16 protein-coding genes are annotated in these 19,159 nt (G+C 64.5%); 4 read left to right on the forward strand and 12 right to left on the reverse strand.

The genetic code is table 11. The annotated features are described in order from the left end of the window. Positions 1-8: 8 nt before the first annotated feature. On the reverse strand, positions 9-1,490 hold the full coding sequence (locus tag HUK65_RS08440; protein ID WP_179905723.1) for a glutamine synthetase family protein: 1,482 nt from the start codon (positions 1,488-1,490) through the stop codon (positions 9-11). A 307-nt stretch (positions 1,491-1,797) separates the two neighbouring features. Between HUK65_RS08440 and HUK65_RS08445 the strand changes: the two genes are divergently transcribed. Continuing rightward, positions 1,798-2,466, forward strand: a complete 669-nt coding sequence (locus HUK65_RS08445) for a FadR/GntR family transcriptional regulator (RefSeq protein ID WP_179905724.1) — start codon at positions 1,798-1,800, stop codon at positions 2,464-2,466. Positions 2,467-2,553: 87 nt separating this feature from the next. Here the strand turns inward: HUK65_RS08445 and HUK65_RS08450 are convergent, their stop codons facing one another. After that, a complete protein-coding gene (locus tag HUK65_RS08450; protein ID WP_179905725.1) occupies positions 2,554-3,279 on the reverse strand; it encodes a type 1 glutamine amidotransferase in 726 nt (241 codons plus the stop codon). Positions 3,280-3,413: 134 nt separating this feature from the next. Further along, the gene (locus HUK65_RS08455) at positions 3,414-4,817 is read right to left on the reverse strand and encodes an ammonium transporter family protein (protein ID WP_179905726.1); all 1,404 of its coding nucleotides are present in this window, start codon (positions 4,815-4,817) and stop codon (positions 3,414-3,416) included. A 621-nt stretch (positions 4,818-5,438) separates the two neighbouring features. Here HUK65_RS08455 and HUK65_RS08460 point away from each other — a divergent pair. The 3 genes from HUK65_RS08460 to parE all read left to right on the forward strand — a co-directional run bounded on the left by HUK65_RS08460 (position 5,439) and on the right by parE (position 9,016). Beyond that, positions 5,439-5,780, forward strand: a complete 342-nt coding sequence (locus HUK65_RS08460; protein WP_179905727.1) for an ArsR/SmtB family transcription factor — start codon at positions 5,439-5,441, stop codon at positions 5,778-5,780. A 42-nt stretch (positions 5,781-5,822) separates the two neighbouring features. Beyond that, positions 5,823-6,869, forward strand: coding sequence for a permease (locus HUK65_RS08465; RefSeq protein WP_179905728.1), 1,047 nt, complete (start codon positions 5,823-5,825; stop codon positions 6,867-6,869). Between the two features lie 194 nt (positions 6,870-7,063). Beyond that, a complete protein-coding gene (gene parE, locus HUK65_RS08470) occupies positions 7,064-9,016 on the forward strand; it encodes a DNA topoisomerase IV subunit B (RefSeq protein ID WP_179905729.1) in 1,953 nt (650 codons plus the stop codon). Between the two features lie 378 nt (positions 9,017-9,394). Here parE and HUK65_RS08475 read toward each other — a convergent pair whose 3' ends face one another. From HUK65_RS08475 to HUK65_RS08515, 9 genes are all read right to left on the reverse strand, one after another. After that, positions 9,395-9,628 carry a DUF2442 domain-containing protein gene (locus HUK65_RS08475; RefSeq protein WP_179905730.1) on the reverse strand — a complete coding sequence of 78 codons (234 nt, stop codon included), beginning with the start codon at positions 9,626-9,628 and terminating at the stop codon, positions 9,395-9,397. A 61-nt stretch (positions 9,629-9,689) separates the two neighbouring features. Further along, positions 9,690-10,190, reverse strand: coding sequence for a hypothetical protein (locus HUK65_RS08480; protein ID WP_179905731.1), 501 nt, complete (start codon positions 10,188-10,190; stop codon positions 9,690-9,692). 310 nt (positions 10,191-10,500) lie between these two features. Further along, positions 10,501-12,300: a translation elongation factor 4 gene (lepA, locus tag HUK65_RS08485; RefSeq protein WP_179905732.1), complete on the reverse strand. Its 1,800-nt coding sequence runs from the start codon at positions 12,298-12,300 to the stop codon at positions 10,501-10,503. A gap of 62 nt (positions 12,301-12,362) precedes the next feature. Beyond that, on the reverse strand, positions 12,363-13,832 hold the full coding sequence (locus HUK65_RS08490) for an SLC13 family permease (protein ID WP_179905733.1): 1,470 nt from the start codon (positions 13,830-13,832) through the stop codon (positions 12,363-12,365). A gap of 28 nt (positions 13,833-13,860) precedes the next feature. Continuing rightward, the gene (locus tag HUK65_RS08495) at positions 13,861-14,601 is read right to left on the reverse strand and encodes a YebC/PmpR family DNA-binding transcriptional regulator (protein WP_179905734.1); all 741 of its coding nucleotides are present in this window, start codon (positions 14,599-14,601) and stop codon (positions 13,861-13,863) included. Positions 14,602-14,739: 138 nt separating this feature from the next. Then, entirely contained in the window at positions 14,740-15,249 is a 510-nt protein-coding gene (locus tag HUK65_RS08500; protein ID WP_179905735.1) for a CarD family transcriptional regulator, read from the reverse strand. A gap of 249 nt (positions 15,250-15,498) precedes the next feature. Then, entirely contained in the window at positions 15,499-15,837 is a 339-nt protein-coding gene (gene fdxA, locus HUK65_RS08505) for a ferredoxin FdxA (protein ID WP_179905736.1), read from the reverse strand. A gap of 51 nt (positions 15,838-15,888) precedes the next feature. Next, positions 15,889-16,266, reverse strand: coding sequence for an RNA-binding S4 domain-containing protein (locus tag HUK65_RS08510; RefSeq protein WP_179905737.1), 378 nt, complete (start codon positions 16,264-16,266; stop codon positions 15,889-15,891). A 3-nt stretch (positions 16,267-16,269) separates the two neighbouring features. Beyond that, the gene (locus HUK65_RS08515; protein WP_179905738.1) at positions 16,270-19,152 is read right to left on the reverse strand and encodes a helicase-related protein; all 2,883 of its coding nucleotides are present in this window, start codon (positions 19,150-19,152) and stop codon (positions 16,270-16,272) included. Positions 19,153-19,159 lie beyond the last annotated feature (7 nt).

A 19,159-nucleotide genomic window follows, 5' to 3' on the forward strand; every position in this document is an offset into this window, starting at 1 on the left:
TGCCCCGCTCAGGGCAGGCATTCCATGTAGAAGTCCTTGTCCCAGTCGGTGACGGTGGACATGAAGCGCGCCCATTCGTCGGACTTGTATTCGTGATACAGGCGATACATCTCGCCCGGCATGCCGCGCTGGACCACCTTGTCCTGCTCCAGCGCCTCCAGCGCTTCGCCCAGGCTCATGGGCAGTTTCCTGACCTGCTTGCCCGCTTCCATCGCCTCGTAGATGTTGCGTTCCTCGGGCGCGCCAGGGTCAAGGTTGTTGTCGATCCCGTCATCGGCGGCGGCCAGGATGGTGGCGCCCATCAGATACGGGTTCACCATGCTGTCCACCGAGCGGTATTCGAACCGCCCCGGCGCCGAGACGCGCAGCCCGGTGGTCCGGTTCTGGAAACCCCAGTCGGCAAAGACCGGCGCCCAGAAGCCCGTGTCCCACAACCGGCGATAGGAATTCACCGTGGAACAGCCGATCGCGGTCAGGGCGCGCAGGTGGTGGACAATGCCCCCGATCGCCGCCAGCCCGGCCTTGCCCGGCATCTGCGGGTCATCGCCATCGGGCATGAAGGTGTTGTCGCCGCCCTCCACATACATATAGTTGTCGGCCATCCCCGGCAGGTTTTCCGGGTCGTTGCCGCAGCGCACGAACTTGTCCTCGCCGCCGCGCCACAGGCTCATGTTGTGGTGACACCCCGAGGCCGAAACCCCCATGAATGGCTTGGTCATGAAACAGGCAAAGATGCCATTCTCGCGCGCGACCTGCGCGCAGATCTGGCGATAGGTGGTCAGCCGGTCGGCGTTGCGCAGCACGTCATCGAAATTCCAGTTCAGTTCCAGCTGGCCGGGCGCGTCCTCATGGTCGCCCTGGATCATGTCCAGCCCCATCTTGCGGGCGTAGCGGATCACCTGCATGGACACCGGGCGCAGGCTTTCGAACTGGTCGATATGGTAGCAATAAGGCTTGGAATAGCCGTCACGCGGCTTGCCATCCTCATCGAATTTCAGCCACATCATCTCGGGCTCGGTGCCGACGCGCAGCTGCAGCCCGTTGTGTTTCTTCTGGAATTCCTGATGCAGGCGCCGCAGGTTGCCGCGGCAGTCGGCGGTCAGGAAGGCGCCGGGATCGACCTTTTCCTCGCGGTTGCGAAACAGCGTGCAATAGAAGCGGCCGATCTCGGGCGCCCAGGGAAGCTGCATGAAGGTTTCCGGCTCGGGGATGCCGATCAGCTCGGCCGCCTCGGGGCCATAGCCCAGATAATCGCCGCGCCGGTTCAGGAACAGGTTCATGGTGGCGCCGTAAACAAGCTGGAAGCCCTTCTTGGCCACGCGCTCCCAGTGGTCGGACGGAATGCCCTTGCCCATGATCTTGCCGGTGACGGACACGAACTGAAGATACAGGTATTCGATCCCCAGCTCGTCAATCTTCTTGCGCACCTCGCGGATCTTCTCGTCGCGACCCTCGGCTTCGACAAAGGCTTCAAGGTCTGTTTCCGGCATTGCACCCTCCTGCTGTTGGCTGGGTGCTTCCGCGGCGCACAACACGTCCGGGCATTGACGCCCCGATCCGGCTGCTTGCTGGAACCACCCCGTTCTGGTTCTGGCCTGGCGCGAACCACTCCTCCCGTAGTTCGAGGGAAGACTGCACCAATACCCTACCAATACGCAACCACATTATTACCCATTTTGACCATAATTTTTGAATTTGGCTCAAGCGGAAATCTCACTATATCTTGAGTATGACCGCGCAGTGTGCATACAGGCGCGGATTTGTGCCGATACGAAATCCCTGCGAGTTCAAGATATGATGACCGTCAACGCCACCGATATTGCCACCACGCTGAAGCGGCAGATTTCATCTGGCCGATTCGGCGCGCAGGACCGGTTGCCGCCCGAGCGCGTGCTGGCCGAGCAATACGGCGTTGCGCGCGGCACCATCCGCCAGGCCCTGCGCCAGCTGGAGGAATCGCGCTTTGTCGAGCGGCGGCCGGGCAGCGGCACCTATGTCACCTGGACCGACGGCCATGATGAGCGTCCGATTTCCGAAGTGACGCGGCCCATGGATCTGGTCGATGCCCGCTTTGCGGTGGAACCGCAGATGTGCCGGCTGGCGGTGCTGCATGCGACCGGGGCAGAACTGGACAAGCTGCGCGGCTACATGGAGCGGATGGAGGCCTGCGAGCACGACAGCGCCACCTTTGCCGAGGTGGATGAGGCGTTTCACCTGGCGATTGCGCGTTGCACGCAGAACCCGATGATCCAGTGGATGATGCGCAAGATCCACGAAACCCGCAGCCATGCCCAATGGGCGCGCATGCGCGAACTGACCCTCGACCCCGAGATCATCCGCATCTACAACCGGCAACACCGCGCCGTGGTCGAGGCGATCGTCAACCGCGACCCCGAAGCCGCCGCCGAGGCGATGAAGAAGCACCTGTCCACGGCCCGTCAGACGCTGGTGGGGCTTGCGGACTGACGCCTTGCACGGACACCGGCGCCCGGGCGCGGGGGCGCGCCGCATCATGCCAGGGGGGAGGCTTCGGACGTGACGCCGCGCGCCGACTCAGCGCGTGTCGGCCTGGGTCATGGCCTGCAACCAGTTGATGTAGATCCGCTCGGCGGTGCGGTTCATGTCATCGACGGCGGCGGCGCAATCGGCTTCCAGCCGCCCCGCCCCGCCCTGCCCCAGCGCCGCATCCAGTGCCGCGGCATATTCGGGGATCTCCAGCCAGTTGCGCACCGTGTCGGCTTCCACTTCGACGTGAAATTGCAGGCCCAGCGCGCGCGGCCCCCATTGCAGCGCCTGCACGGCGCAACCGGCCGAGGTTGCCAGGATGCGCCCGCCTTCGGGGGCTGCCTGAACCTCGGCGCCGTGCCATTGCAGCGCGGGAAACGGCCCCTCGATCCCGTCGAAGAACACGCTGCCCATACCGGCCTCGGTGTAGCTGACCGGCAGGACGCCCACCTCGGTCCCGCCCTTGCCGACCTTGCCGCCCAGGGCATCGGCCAGCAACTGATGGCCCAGGCAGATACCCAGAAAGGGCAGAGCGCGTTCCGCCACAGCCGCACGGATGAAGCGCTTTTCCTCGGCCAGCCACGGAAAGTCACCCTCCTGCCAGACATCCATCGGCCCGCCCATGACCCACAGGGCCTCGACCGCATCCAGCGGCGGCAGTGGCTCGCCCCGGTGCAGGTTGACCGTGCGCATCTCGTGGCCGTCCTCGGCCAGGAACTGGCGCAGGCTTCCGGGGTGCTCCGGATCGGCATGCTGAAGCACAGTGATCTGCATGATCTCTCCTGTTTCCTGTGTCCGGGCAGGATGGCGGACCCGTGCAGGCCGTGCAACCGGCCGGACATGAGGCTGCCCCGGACGGGCCGGGGCAGCAGGTTTCAGCGCGCAGCGTGGCGCAGACGGCGGCCGGATCAGGCGCCGCGCGGGCCCGCCTCGGTCATGCCCGCCGCCTTTTCCTCGATCTCGGCCAGGGTCTTCACATCGGTCTTGATGTCCCAGAACCGAGCGTCCAGACCATCGATCTGCATGTCCTCATCCACGCGCAACCCGGTCGTGCGCTCCAGGATGAAGGTGAGGATCGCCGCCGTGACCACGCCCAGGCCGATCACCACGCCAATACCGACAAGCTGCATCACCAGGCTGATTTCGGCGTGCTGAAAGGCAAAGGCGCCCTCTTCGAAGCCCAGATAGCCGCTGCGCGGGGTCCCGGCCTTGAAGATGCCCACCATGATCAGCCCATAGACCCCGGCGCCCAGAAACAGCGGGATCAGCTTGTGCTCGTCGATCAGGCGCTTGTAGGTGAATTCATACACCACATAGGACACCACCGGCGCCCCCAGCGCCACCACGAAGGTCTGCCAGGGCATCCAGACATCGAAGCCCGATGCTCCCGCGACATAGCCCGCCAATGGCCCCAGCAGCAGATAGGTGTATTTGCGGGTGCTGTAGGCGATGATTGCCCCGCTTACAGCGCCGCCGGCCCAGGACAGGCCGTAATTGTTGAAAGCCACGCCGACGCTGGCCTCGGCCATGGTCACGGAAACGGCCAGCGCCTCGGGGTCGAAGAAGAACAGACAGGACAGGATGACCATGGGAATGCCCGCGAAAATGGTCATCACCCCGGCGGCGGCCAAGCCGATGCTGGGCGGGTAATAGCCGGACACCCGCGGATGCGGGCTGAAATACCCGGGACGCGCGCCCAGCTTGTAGGCGAAGACAACCCCCATGGCGGCGGGGAAGATATAGACGAAGCCCACGCCGAAGAAATCATGGAAGCCCGGATTGGTCAGCGGACCCACCGACCCCCAGGTCAGGAAGCTGAGATAGGACGAGACGATCGTCGCCACCACGCAGGTGATGTAATAGGCCGAGGCCTTCATCCGCTCCGACACTGCGTAATGCAGCAACACGTTGATGATGCCCGCAAAACACGCCAGGAAGAACACGAAGATCTGGAAGTTGTTCAACCCCGGGAACACCGCCGGGTCGATGTCCTGCGCATAGGCGTTCACCAGCCCGCCGCCAAGCCACCAGTCGGCGATGGAATCGCCCATGGTGAAGTCTTCCATGATGTAATACTGCGCCGCCCAGATCGCGAAGCCGATCACGAAATAGGTTGCAAACCCGATAAAGAAGCCAACGACCTTTTCGATGGTGGTGCTGAACAGGTTCTGTCGTCGGACCATGCCCGCATCGATCAGCAGCAGCCCCACCACAACAAAAATGGCACCAACGGTGCCAGATGCGTAGACCAGATTCTGTACCAGCGAATTCAGGGAAACCTGATCCGCAAAGATGACTGCTTCCGCTTCCATACCGCTTTCCTCCCGGTTTTATACCAAATTTATCATTGCAAGCAGACTCGGTCTGTCAAGCGTTCAGTTTTGGGTCATCTTTGGTTGTTGATCCGGCCGGGCAGCCCCGACGCCCTGCGTCACCTGGTCGCAGAGCCCGGGACTTTTGCCTGGCGCAGCGCGCAGGCAATCCAGCATGCCGCGCTGCGGCCAGGCCCCGCTCCGGCGCGCTCAAAGGGCATGACTTGCGGGCAGCGTCAGGCAAAAGCCCCTGACAACAATCGCTTGGCGTTGGCGCTGAGGGAACTGACACGCGCCTGCATCGCCACCGCGGCGCACCCGGCATCGGGCATGACATCAAAGAATGCTGCAACCCGGCACCAACGGGTCGGCAGGATCGCACCCTTGCCAAGGATGTGGTCACGGACCACGGGCAGGCGGGCAGACCGGAGCGGTGCTTTCGGGCCTGTCCTGCACGCAAAAGCAGCGCGCTCTCGCATGGGTTGAGGCGATTGCCGGGCTCAGGCCAGACCGGAGCGGGTGATTCGGCGCTTCCCGGGCACGACCCTGCAGGGCCAGACAACCAACGCCCCTGCATATGCACCCCATTTACAAATCCGGTTTTATAGTTATATTCAACCCATGACCTATGGCTCCGCCCCACCCCGCCTTTCGGTTCCGCGCGCCCTTGCCGCGCTGGGGCATGATGCACGGCTGTCGATCTTCCGCCTGCTGGTGCGCGCGGGCGATGATGGCATGATTGTCGGTGAGATCGGGCAACGGCTTGATCTTCCGGCGTCCACCCTGGCGCATCACCTGTCAACGCTGGTTCAGGCCGGACTTGTCACCCGTGAGCGGCGTGGACGCGAAACCGTGAATCGCGCCGATTACAAGGCCCTGCGTCAGGTGCTGGACTACGTGACCGAAGAGTGCTGCGCCGGTGTCGCCTCCGCAGACACGCGGGAGTCCCGGATTGCCGAGTGATTTCTGCACCTCAAAAACAACTACTAAACCGGATATATTGCCATGACAGACGTCAACATCGCCTCGCATCCCCGCCTTGCAGCGGCGCGGATATGGAAGCAACAGAAACCCTGGCTGGCGGTGCTGGCCATCCTGGCCGTTCTGACCACCATAGACGCGGGTCAGGCCATTGAAACAGCGGGCTTTGCCGCTGCACAGCTGGTGTCGATCGCTCCGTTCCTGCTGGCCGCGATCGCTGTTGCGGCCTGGGCGGGGGCAACGGGGGCTGACCATCTGATCGCACGCGCTTTTACCGGAGCCCCCGCGACCATGATCGCCATGGGGGCGCTGGTCGGGGCGCTCTCGCCATTCTGCTCCTGCGGGGTGATCCCGTTGATTGCCGCCTTGCTGGCCATCGGCGTACCGCTGGCACCGGTCATGGCCTTCTGGCTGGCCAGCCCCCTGATGGACCCGTCGATGTTCGTGCTGACCAGTGGCGTGCTGGGGGTCGAATTCGCGCTGGCCAAGACCGTGGCAGCGATTGGCATGGGGCTGCTGGGCGGCAGCGTGGTGCATCTGGCCCAGCGCGCGGGCGCATTGGGCGACCCGCTGCGCGAGGGGATCGGCGATGGCGGCTGCGGCGGGGCCAGACTGCGCGCGCCGCAAGCCCCCGTCTGGCGGTTCTGGCAAGACCCGTCCCGGCGCCAGAGATTCGGCCGGGAAGGCCTGCGCACCCTGCTGTTTCTGGCCAAATGGCTGACCCTTGCCTTTGTGCTGGAAAGCCTGATGCTGACCTATGTGCCCGCCGAAACCATCACCGCGCTGCTGGGCGGAACCGGGGTCATGCCGATCCTGACCGCAACCTTTGTGGGGGTGCCCGCCTATTTCAACGGCTACGCCGCGCTGCCGCTGGTGGGTGGGTTGATGACCCAGGGCATGGCCCCGGGGGCGGCCATGGCGTTTCTGGTGGCAGGCGGCGTGACCTCGCTTCCGGCGGCAATTGCGGTCTGGGCCTTGGTGCGCACGCATGTCTTTGCGCTTTACGTTGCCGTGTCGCTGGGCGGCGCCTTTGTGGTCGGCATGGGGTTTCAGGCCTTCTCGATGCTCTGAGCGCGCGCAAAGCGGCGGGGGGGCTCCCGCCCGTCGCCCTGCGCGCGGGGCGCGCAGGCTCCCGTTGGGCCGGGCAGCGCGCAGGCGCGCGCTGCGGTTGCCCTTCGGGGCCGTTGTGACCCAAGGTCTTGCGGCTGAGGGGCTGCAGTGGTCTATTGCTGGGAAACCTCCGCCATAACCGGAATCGAGCAGCCATGAATGACCTCCTGTCCTCGGCCCCTGAGACATATGACGCCGCCTCGATCGAGGTGCTGGAGGGGCTGGAGCCCGTTCGCAAGCGCCCCGGCATGTATATCGGCGGCACGGATGAGCGCGCGCTGCACCATCTGGTGGCCGAGGTTCTGGACAATTCCATGGACGAGGCCGTCGCCGGCCATGCCAACCGGATCGAGGTAGAGTTCCACGCCGACCACAGCGTCACCATCCGTGACAATGGCCGCGGCATCCCCATCGACCCCCACCCCAAGTTCCCGGAGAAATCCGCGCTGGAGGTGATCCTGTGCACGTTGCATGCGGGGGGCAAGTTCTCGGGCAAGGCGTATCAGACCTCGGGCGGGTTGCACGGGGTCGGGGCCTCGGTGGTCAATGCGCTGTCTGACCATATGCGGGTCGAGGTTGCGCGCAACCGCGAGCTTCATGCACAGGAGTTTTCGCGCGGGATCCCCCAGGGGCCGGTGGCGCGCGTTGGCCCGGCACCCAACCGGCGCGGGACCTCGGTCACGTTCCACCCGGACCCGGAGATCTTTGGCACGCTGAAGCTGCGGCCCGCGCGGTTGCTGCGGATGGCGAAATCCAAGGCCTATCTGTTTTCGGGCGTGGAAATCCGCTGGAAATCCGAGGTTGCGGATGGCGATACGCCGCTGGAGGCCACGTTCCATTTTCCGGGCGGGTTGGCCGATTACCTGGGCGAGCAGCTCTCGGGCGCCGTCACATATGCCGATCGCCCCTTTGCCGGGCGGGTGGAGTTTCAGGAGAAATTCGGCCAGCCCGGCGCCGTGGAATGGGCGATCAACTGGACCCCGGCGCGCGATGGTTTCGTCCAGAGCTATTGCAACACCGTCCCCACCCCCGAAGGCGGCACCCATGAGGCCGGGTTCTGGTCCGCGGTGCTGCGCGGCATCCGGGCGTATGGCGAACTGGCGGGCAACAAGAAGGCCGCCCAGATCACGCGCGAGGACATGGCCGCGGGCGGTTGCGCGCTGGTGTCCTGTTTCATCCGCGAGCCTGAATTTGTGGGTCAGACCAAGGATCGCCTCGCCACGCAGGAGGCCGCGCGCATGGTCGAGGGCGCGGTGCGGGACCATTTCGACAACTGGCTGGCCGCCGACACCAAGGCCGCGGGCGCGATCCTGGATTTCCTGGTGCTGCGGGCCGAGGAACGGCTGAAACGCCGCGCCGAGAAGGAGACCAGCCGCAAATCCGCCACCAAGAAGCTGCGCCTGCCCGGCAAGCTGGTGGATTGCACCGCCACCAACCGCATCGGCACCGAACTGTTCATTGTCGAAGGCGACAGCGCGGGCGGATCTGCCAAGATGGCGCGCGACCGCAAGACCCAGGCCCTGCTGCCGCTGCGGGGCAAGATCCTGAACGTGATCGGCGCAGCCAGCAGCAAGCTGGGCCAGAACGCCGAGATCAACGACCTGTGCCAGGCGCTGGGCGTGGGGCTGGGGTCGAAGTTCCGGCTCGATGACCTGCGCTATGACCGGATCATCATCATGACCGATGCCGATGTGGACGGGGCGCATATCGCGGCGCTGCTGATGACCTTCTTCTTCACCCAGATGCGCCCGATGATCGACGCGGGCCACCTGTATCTGGCCTGCCCGCCGCTGTTCCGGCTGACCCAGGGGCCAAAGCGCGCCTACGCGCTGGACGAGGCCGAAAAGGCGCGCCTGATCGCCGAGGGGTTTGGCGGCAAGGGCAAGATCGATGTCTCGCGCTTCAAGGGGTTGGGCGAGATGGACGCCAAGGACCTGAAGGAAACCACCATGGACCCGGCGTCCCGGCGGCTGATCCGGGTGAGCGTGGATGACGACCTGCCGGGTGAAACCGGGGACCTGGTGGAGCGGCTGATGGGCAAGAAGCCGGAACTGCGGTTCCAGTATATCAGCGAGAATGCCCGGTTTGTGGAGGAGTTGGATGTGTGAGGCTGTGGGCGGGGTGATGCCGTGCGGCGGGCTTTTGCGCTTGAAGAAGAATGAGCCAATCCATTTGACGACACCTCTTCGGCCCCCCGAGTGACCTTAGGGCGTGAACTCCGAAACCCGCACCCCGCGAAAACACCGTTCTCAGAGGGCGAAATGTTGACCTTTGGGGGAGAAGATCACGGACGAAATACCGCACGCTGGCCATGGTCCCGATGAACCCCACGACCACGACAAGGATCACGATGGCGATGACACGGGGGGACATGGGCAGGCGCTCCGGGTTGGTCTGGGGCGCGTTGTAGCTTGCGGGGGGGAGGGGAGCAACGGGGGCGGTTGTCGCTGTGGACGGGCGCCGGTGTTGGCGCGGTCACAAGCTGGTCAGGCGGCGCTGGTGGCGGGTTTGCCTGCGAGAAGGGCTGGGATCGAGATGTCTTCATCCAGCTCCGCCCAATGCAGGCCGAAAGGGGTAATCTCAACCGCTTCGCGCTGTTCCGGGGTCGCGTTTAGCAGGCGCGGGAACCAGACCAGCGGCACACCGAGGGTGCGGCCATCCGTCAGGGCGAGCCACAGGGTTGCGTCGTCGAAGCTGACCTTATGCGCTGAAATGGTCATTTGGAGATATTGTGGTACAAAACACTAGTTTCTTGATGCCGCTCACATTGTTCCAGACACTCTACTCAAGCCTAAACTCAACCCCACTTCGTTCAAAACTCTCGATCACTTGCTGTTGCTCTTGCGCGCTAATCCCAGAGAAGCTTCGGCGCGGTACAAACACCCAGTCTTTTTGCCCAAAACTTGAGTAATGAAAATCAGATAGCTTATTGCTTTGGTACAAGTGGAGGACCAAGTCATTCGGCAATAATTCAATAAAATTAGTAACATAGGTCGGGGCTATCGCATTTGTAGTAATGCCATCCGCTACAATAAGCAGGAATGCCTCATTTATTGGCTTGGCATCCATCCTAGCGATAGAGAATTTCATCTCTGAAATCTCGGTGAGTAGCTTTGATGTGTTTTCCGCTGCTTCGACGCTAGCGTCCATGGCGATCGAAATGCCATCATTCAATCGATCAAATTCGCGTGGTAGCCAAACGTACGTGGGGATTGCAACGAGCGCGATCGCGACTGCTCCTCCCGCAAAAGTTGCAGAGGCGGTTTTGAGCCAATCCTTCATTTCTGAATCCAACACATACTCACCCAATACGTCTATTTGAGTAACAAAAAAAGAGTACCCAAAGACAGCACACCAAAAGCAAAGAATGTCAAAAGCGCTGTCATAAATGCTATCAGGGTTTTGTGGCGCACGAGTCTCTCCCCAGTATCATAGCTTAACATGCTTACTCAAACAAACTAAGCTTCCGTTACCAACGCGGACGCAAATCTAGCTTATGATCCACCAGCCCTCCGCTTGCGCTCCGGGCGTTCGGACCTGAAAACGCTCCCCCGGAGCATTTTCACTCTCGGCCAAGGCCGAGGGTCGGTCCTCACCCATCCATCTTCAACGCGCTAATGAACGCCTGTTGCGGGATCTCCACTTTCCCGAACTGGCGCATCTTCTTCTTGCCGGCCTTCTGCTTCTCCAGCAGCTTCTTCTTGCGCGTCACGTCCCCGCCGTAGCATTTGGCGGTCACGTCCTTGCGCATGGCGGCCAGGGTCTCGCGGGCGATGACCTTGCCGCCGATGGCGGCCTGGATCGGGATCTTGAACATGTGCCGCGGGATCAGTTCCTTCAGCTTCTCGCACATGGCCCGCCCGCGCCCCTCGGCCCGGTCGCGGTGGACCATCATCGACAGCGCGTCCACGGGTTCGTCATTCACAAGGATCTGCATCTTGACCAGCCTGTCCTCACGGTAGCCGGTGATTTCATAATCGAACGAGGCATAGCCCTTGGTGACGGATTTCAGCCGGTCGTAGAAATCGAACACGACCTCATTGAGCGGCAGGTCATAGACCACCATGGCGCGCGACCCGGCGTAGGTCAGTTCGGCCTGGATGCCGCGCCGGTCCTGGCAGAGTTTCAGCACATCGCCCAGGTATTCATCCGGCACCAGGATCGTGGCCTTGATGCGCGGCTCCTCGATATGGTCGACATGGGTCAGGTCCGGCAGGTCGGCGGGGTTGTGCAGCTCCTGCATCGAGCCATCGCGCATATGGACATGATAGACCACGCTGGGCGCGGTGGTAATCAGGTCGATGTCATATTCGCGTTCCAGCCGGTCGCGGATGACCTCCAGATGCAGCAGGCCCAGAAATCCGCAGCGGAAGCCAAACCCCAGCGCGGCAGAGCTTTCCATTTCATAGGTAAAACTGGCGTCATTCAGCGCCAGCTTGTCGATTGCACCGCGCAGGCCTTCGAAGTCATTGCTGTCCACGGGGAACAACCCGCAGAACACCACCGGGATCGACGGCTTGAACCCCGGCAGGGGCTCGGTGCAGCCTTTCTTTTCATGGGTGATGGTATCGCCGACCTTGGTGTCGCGCACCTGCTTGATGGAGCCGGTGAAGATGCCGATCTCGCCCGGGCCAAGTTCCGGCGTGTCCACCATGGCCGGTTTCAGCACCGCCAGCTTGTCCACGCCATGGGTCGCGCCGGTCTGCATCATCTTGATCTTGTCGCCCTTGCGGATGACCCCGTCCATCACCCGGATCAGCACCACCACGCCCAGATAGGGGTCATACCAGCTGTCCACCAGCATCGCCTTCAGGGGCGCATCGCGGTCGCCCTTTGGCGCAGGCAGGCGGGTGACGATGGCCTCCAGCACCTCCGGAATGCCCAGGCCGGATTTGGCGCTGATCTCCACGGCTTCCGAGGCGTCGATGCCGATCACATCCTCAATCTGTTCGCGCACCCGGTCCGGTTCCGCCGCGGGCAGGTCGATCTTGTTCAGAACCGGCACGATCTCATGGTTTGCGTCGATGGCGGTGTAGACATTGGCCAGTGTCTGCGCCTCAACCCCCTGGGAGGCATCCACCACCAGAAGCGAGCCTTCGACCGCGCGCATGGAGCGGCTGACCTCATAGGCGAAATCAACATGACCCGGCGTGTCGATCAGATTCAGGATATAGGTGTGGCCATCCTTCGCCGGGTATTCGATCCGCACGGTGTTGGCCTTGATGGTGATACCGCGCTCACGCTCGATATCCATGGCGTCAAGCAACTGATCCTTCATGTCGCGTTCGGCCACCGTCCCGGTGAGCTGGATCAGCCGGTCGGCAAGGGTGGATTTGCCGTGGTCGATATGCGCCACGATGGAGAAATTGCGGATGCGATCAAGCTGGGTCATGGCGCGGATATGCGGCGCAAAAGGGTTGCGGTCAAGCGCTGTTCGCTGTGGCACGGTGCGGTTCAGCCCGCCCCGGGCAGCATCGGCGCCAGCAGCAGCGCCGCCCCCGTGACCAGGGCGATCGACAGCAGGTTCATCCACACCCCGGCGCGGATCATGGCGGCAACCGTCACATGTCCGGTGGCAAAGACAATCGCATTGGGGGGCGTTGCCGCAGGCAGCATGAAGGCGCAACTGGCGGCCATGGCCACCGCCGCCGACAGCACCACCACATCCATCCCCGTTCCGGCCGCAATCGTGGCCAGGATCGGCAGGAGCGCGGCCACCACGGCGGTGTTCGAGGCGATCTCGGTCAGCAGGATCACCGTGGCCGCCAGCATCAGGACGAACAGCACCGGCGGCACGGCGCCAAGACCGGCAAACGCTTCGCCGATCCAGACGGCCAGCCCGCTGCGCTCCATGGCGCCGGCCAGCGACAGCCCGCCGCCAAACAGCAGCAGCACCTGCCAGGGGATGCGCTTGCCCTCATCCCAGGTCAGCAGGGGCCGCGCCTGCCCCTGCCCGGCCGGGATCAGATACAGCGCCCCCGCACAGAGCAGCGCAATCCCCGCATCGCTCAGCCCCTCCAGCCCCGGCAGGCGGTTGAGCAACGGGCGGGTCATCCACAGCACCGCAGCGGTGGCAAAAACCAGGGCCACCCGGGCCTCAGCCCGTTGCAGGGCGCCGGGGCGCAGATCGGCCAGCAGCGCCTGACCACCGGCGCCATCGCCACGGGCCACCGGATAGACCAGCCGCGTCAGCACCAGCCAGCCCAGCGGCAGGAACACCACCACCAGCGGCAGGCCAACCAGGGACCAGGCGGCAAAGGACAGGTCAATCCCGTGGCTGTCCAGAAGATACCCCGCCAGCAACGCATTGGGCGGCGTGCCGATCAGCGTGCCCACCCCGCCGATACTGGCGCCGAACGCCAGTCCCAGCAGCAGCGACAGCGCAAAGCGGCGGCTGGCGGCGCCATCACTGGCCCGCGCCTCAAAGGCTGCGATCACCGACACCGCCACCGGCAGCATCAGCACCACGGCGGCGGTATTGCTGATCCACATGGACAGGAAACCGCTGGCCAGCATGAACCCCAGCACCAGGCGGCGCGGCGCGGTCCCCACCAGGCGCACCACCCCATGGGCCAGCCGCGCATGCAGCCCCCAGTGCTGGACCGCAGCCGCCAGCATCAGCCCGCCCAGAAACAGGAATATCAGCGGATTGCCATACGAGGCCGCCGCCGCCGCCACATCGCCGATCCCCGCCAGCGGCAGCACGATCAGCGGCAGAAGCGAGGTTATGGCGATGGGCACGGGTTCCGTGCTCCACCAGATCGCCATCATCAGCGCCAAGCCCAGCACCCGCCAGCCCGCCACCGGCAGATCGCCGGGGGGCGGCAGCACAAACACCACCGTCAGCGCCAGCACCCCTGCCACCAACCCCAACCAGGCCGAGGCAGGCAGCAATCCCTTCGGGGGCTGGTCGGTTGCGGCCATGTCTGCGTCCCTGCCGGGCCTGCCCCGCTCAGAGCTGGGCCATCACCTCGTCCGAAACCTCGAAATTGGCGGTGACGGATTGCACATCGTCATCATCCTCCAGCGCTTCGATCAGCTTCATCAGCTTCTGCGCGCCTTCCAGATCCAGTTCGGTGGTGGTCTGCGGACGCCAGACCAGCCGCGTGGTCTCGGATTCGCCCAACTCCCCTTCCAGCGCGGTCGAAACAGCGTTCAGATCCGACCCCTGGCACCAGATCACATGCCCGTCGTCCGAGCTTTCGACATCCTCGGCCCCGGCCTCGATCGCCGCCAACAGCACGGTTTCGGCATCGCCCACATCGGCCGGATAGACCACCTGCCCCATGCGGTCGAACATGAAGCCCACGGACCCGGTCTCGCCCAGGTTGCCGCCGTTCTTGGAAAAGGTGGACCGCACGTTCGAGGCCGTCCGGTTACGGTTGTCGGTCATCGCCTCGACAATCACCGCCACACCGCCGGGGCCATAGCCTTCGTAGCGGATTTCCTCGTAATTCTCGGCATCGCCGCCCGTGGCCTTCTTGATCGCGCGTTCGATATTGTCCTTGGGCATGGAATTCGACTTGGCTTCCTTGACCGCCAGCCGCAGGCGCGGGTTCTTTTCGGGGTCAGGGTCGCCCATCTTGGCGGCGACGGTGATTTCCTTGGACAGCCGCGAAAACAGTTTGGCACGGACCGCATCCTGCCGACCCTTGCGGTGCTGAATATTGGCCCATTTGGAATGACCTGCCATGGGGGCTCCGTTCTGACTGAATGATCCGGGCTTGCTATAGGACAGGGGCACCCTGCGGGGCAAGAGGAACCCCGCCCAGCAAAAAGGGCCGCGCCCCCTCCGGCACGGCCCTTGCGGGTGTGTTGTGCAACGGCGCGCTCAGGCGGCGCGGGCGCCCAGGACTTCGTTGACCTGCTGCTGGGCGCGCGACTCATCATTTCCGCTGACCGCCGCAACCTCACGGGTCAGGCGCTCCAGCGCGGCCTCGTAGAGCTGGCGTTCGGAATAGGACTGTTCGCGCTGGTCATCGCTGCGGTGCAGGTCGCGCACCACTTCGGCGATGGCCAGCAGATCGCCCGAGTTGATCTTCTGCTCATATTCCTGCGCCCGGCGCGACCACATGGCCCGCTTCACCCGCGCCTTGCCGCGCAGGGTTGCCATGGCCTTGTCCACCATATCCGGCGAGGACAGCGACCGCATGCCCACCGTTGCCGCCTTGTTGGTCGGCACGCGCAGGGTCATCTTGTCCTTTTCGAAGGAGATCACGAAAAGTTCGAGTTTCAGCCCGGCGATCTCCTGCTCTTCGATCGAGACGATCTGGCCCACGCCATGCGCAGGATACACCACATAGTCATTTGGCCGAAATTCGGCTTTCCTGGTCTTCGACATGCTTTGCTATTCCCCAAGGGTCCACGCTGCAGCCCGAAAAATGTCGCTCCAAGGGAAACCCTCCCCTGAACGACCATGAATTCTCCGACGATGCAGACCGCCTGGTCGAGCAGAACCGGCGGCCACGGGACAGGTTTCGTTGCGTAACGATTCTATAACACAAAACCGGCACGAATCATAGGGTCACAGGCAGCCCTCGGCTGGCCTCAAGGCGTGACCCTGCGTAAACTTTTCAGCACACCGGCGTGATCATCCCCCTTCGCCGGGCGCTTCCGAGAAGTATTTCTCCAGCTTCCCGGTCTCTCCGTCCCGTTCGTCCGCCTCGGGCAAGGGGTCTTTCTTGGTGATGATCACCGGCCACTGTTCCGAATACTTGCGGTTGAATTCGACCCACTGGTCCATGTCCGGTTCGGTATCCGGGCGGATGGCGTCGGCGGGGCATTCGGGTTCGCAGACGCCGCAGTCAATGCATTCATCCGGGTGGATGACCAACATGTTCTCGCCCTCGTAGAAACAGTCCACGGGGCAGACCTCCACGCAATCGGTATATTTGCAGGAGATGCAATTGTCGGTCACCACATAGGTCATGTCGAACGTCCCAAGGTTTCAGTCACCGGGGAACTAATCAACGGTGCCGGATCAATCAAGCGCATCCCGGCGGGCTGCGTCGAAAACACGCCGGGCGCGCTTTTCCGGGCGCCCTCCGGCGCGGGGGCGGGGGGCGGCGTCATCGCGCGGCGGCGGCGGGGGCGAGAGGTCCTCGTAGAGCGCCTGCGCCTCGGGCGCGGGGCCGCGGCGGTCCCCCAGGGCCAGCACACGCGCCACCCGGACACGCGGGCCGGTGGCAAAGGTCAGCACATCGCCCACCGCCACCGTGGCCGCGGGCTTGGAGACGCGCATGCCATTGATCCGCACCCCCTGCCCCGCCACGGCCTTGGCCGCCAGCGTCCGGGTGCGGAAGAACCGCGCGTGCCACAGCCATTTGTCCAGCCGCAGGGTCGGTGCCGGATCGCTCACGGCTCAGGTCTTGTCCCGCAGCCCCATGAGCGCGGCGGCAAAGGGGTTGTCCGGGTCGATCCGGTCGGATTTCTTCGGGCCGGCGCTGAAGCTGCCGGGGCGGTCATTGCCCTTTGGCCCCTTGCCACGCGGCGGGCCGTCGGCCTTGCCCTTGCGCGGCTTTCCGCCCTTTGCCCCTTTGGGGGCATCACCACGCTCGGGCCGTTTGGCGCGCTGGTCGCGCGGCCCGCCACGGCGGGCGCGCGGGGCCCAGCGGAAGGTGAAGAAGACCTCCATCTCGGGGGCGGCTTCATCGGTGGTGTCCGCGGCGCTGTCCGGCGCGGCCTCGGGCTGCGGGTCGGTGGGGGCTGCGTCGCTTTCGGCGGCTGGCGCGGGCGCAGGCTCGGCCGCTTGTGGGGGCGCCACTTCGGTCAGTGCCTCGGCCTTGGGTGTTTCGACTTCGGCCTCGGGCGCAGCCTCGGCAGCGGGGCTGTCGGGCGTGGTGCTGGCGGCGCCTTCGGGCGTGGCGGGGGTTTTCACACGCTCCCCACGTTCGGCGGTGTAGCCCAGCCCGGCCATCAGATCGGCGAATTGCTCCAGCGTCAGGCCGGTGATGGACAGCATGTCCGCCGTGGCCTCGAACCCGCCGCGGCTGTCCTGACCGCGCAGCAGATCGGCCAGACGCTCCAGCATGTCCACCCGGATCGCACGCTCACCCGAGGGGCGGTAGCCCGCCAGCAGGTAATCCTCGGGCGGGACCTCGGCCAGGTTGGGGATGGTGACTAGCCCCGGCGGTGGGCTTTCGGGGAACTCGTCGCGCCCGGCATGGAGCGAGGCCAGAACCAGCCGCAGCCGCGTCGGTGCGGGTTTCAGCAGCAGCGGCAGAAACACGGTGAACTGGCCAAAGCGCACCCCATGCTTGCGCAGACTGCCGCGCGCATCCTGATCCAGCGCGCGCACATCCTGGGCCACCTTTTCGCGCGGGATGACGCCCATCGCCTCGACCATCTGGAAGGCAAAGCCGCGCGCAAGCCCCGTCAGCGCCTCGTCGCGCGACATGGCGACCAGCGGTTCGAACAGCGCGTTGATCTTGCGGTCGATGAAATGCTGCAAGCGGCGGCGGACCTTTTCGGCCACATCCGGCCCGGCCTCGTCATCGACGAAGGCCTCGACCTGCGGGCGCAGGGCATCGGCGCCGCTGACCAGCTTGCCCACGGCCTCGGTCCCCCACATCAGCCCGCCCTGTTCGGTGAACTCGAACTCGGTATCCGGGGCGTTGTAGAAGCGGTCGGCGCGCAGATGGAACTGCGGCAGCAGCGCCGCCTGGGCGGCCTGGCGCAGGGTGCGCGCCTCATCGGGGCTGGCGGTCTTGTCCTGGCGGAAGCGGAACCCCTCCAGCCGGCCGATCAACTGATCCTCGACCGTCACTTCACCCTTGTCGTTCACCTCGGCCACAAGGCTCTCCTTCTGCTTCAACCGGCGCATCAGGACGCTGGTGCGCCGGTCAACAAATCGCTGGGTCAAACGTGCGTGAAGCGCATCCGACAAGCGGTCTTCTACAGCGCGAGTCGCCTCACGCCAATGGCTTTCATCATCTACCCAGCCCCGGCGCTGCGCCACATAGGTCCATGTGCGCACATAGGCCAACCGCTTGGACAGCGCGTCGATGTCGCCGTCGATGCGGTCAATCCGGGCCACGTTGCGGGCGAACCAGTCACCGGGGATACGCCCCGAATCGCGCAGAAAGCCGAAGATGCGCGCCAGCAGCCCGGCATGTTCCCCGCCCGAAATCCCCCGGAAATCCGGGATCCGGCAGACATCCCACAACAGCCGCACATCACGCCCGTCGCGCAGGGTGTCGGCGATCTCGGGCATGTCCGACAGGGATTTGAGCGCCAGCAGGTCCTCGGCCTCGCGCACGCGGGTCAGCCAGTCGTCGCTGGTCGGCGCCTCCAGCGAGGCGATCAGCCGCGCCGCCGATCCGAAATCCAGCGCCGTGTTGCGCCATTGCAGCTTCTTCACCGGCACGAAGCGGTGCGATTCGATGGCCTCGACCGTTTCTTCGGCCATGGGGCGGGCCTCGCCGGTGACGCCGAAGGTGCCCGCGTTCATGTGCCGCCCGGCGCGCCCGGCGATCTGCGCCAGTTCATCGGCACCCAGATCGCGCATCCGCCGGCCGTCGAACTTGCGCGTGGCGGAAAAGGCCACATGCTTGATATCCAGGTTCAGCCCCATGCCGATGGCATCGGTCGCCACCAGATAATCCACATCGCCATTCTGATAGAGCGCCACCTGCGCATTGCGCGTGCGCGGGCTGAGCGCCCCCATCACCACCGCGCAACCGCCCTTCTGACGCCGCAGCAGCTCCGCAATCGCATAGACATTTTCGACCGAGAACCCAACGATCGCACTGCGCGCGGGCATCCGGCTGAGCTTTCTGGACCCGGCATAGCCCAGCGTGGACATGCGCTCACGCCGCTGGAACTGCACCCCGGGGACCAGCGCGGCAATCGCCCCGCGCATGGTATCCGACCCCATGAACAGCGTCTCATGCAGGCCGCGGGCATGGAGCAGCCGGTCGGTGAAGACATGGCCGCGGTCAGGGTCATTGCAGAGCTGAATCTCGTCGATGGCCACAAAATCGGCGCCGATCTCCAGGGGCATCGCCTCGACCGTGCAGACCCAGTATTGGGTGCGGTCGGGGACGATGCGCTCCTCGCCCGTGACCAGCGCCACCACATCGGGGCCGCGCAGGTCGCGGATGCGGTCATAGACCTCTCGCGCCAGCAATCGCAGCGGCAGGCCGATGACGCCGGTGCGATGCGCCAGCATCCGTTCGATGGCGTAATGGGTCTTGCCGGTATTCGTGGGCCCCAGAACCGCCACCGCCCGGGATTGCGCGCGCATGTTCATG

The organism is Rhabdonatronobacter sediminivivens (assembly GCF_013415485.1).
GTDB lineage: Bacteria > Pseudomonadota > Alphaproteobacteria > Rhodobacterales > Rhodobacteraceae > Rhabdonatronobacter > Rhabdonatronobacter sediminivivens.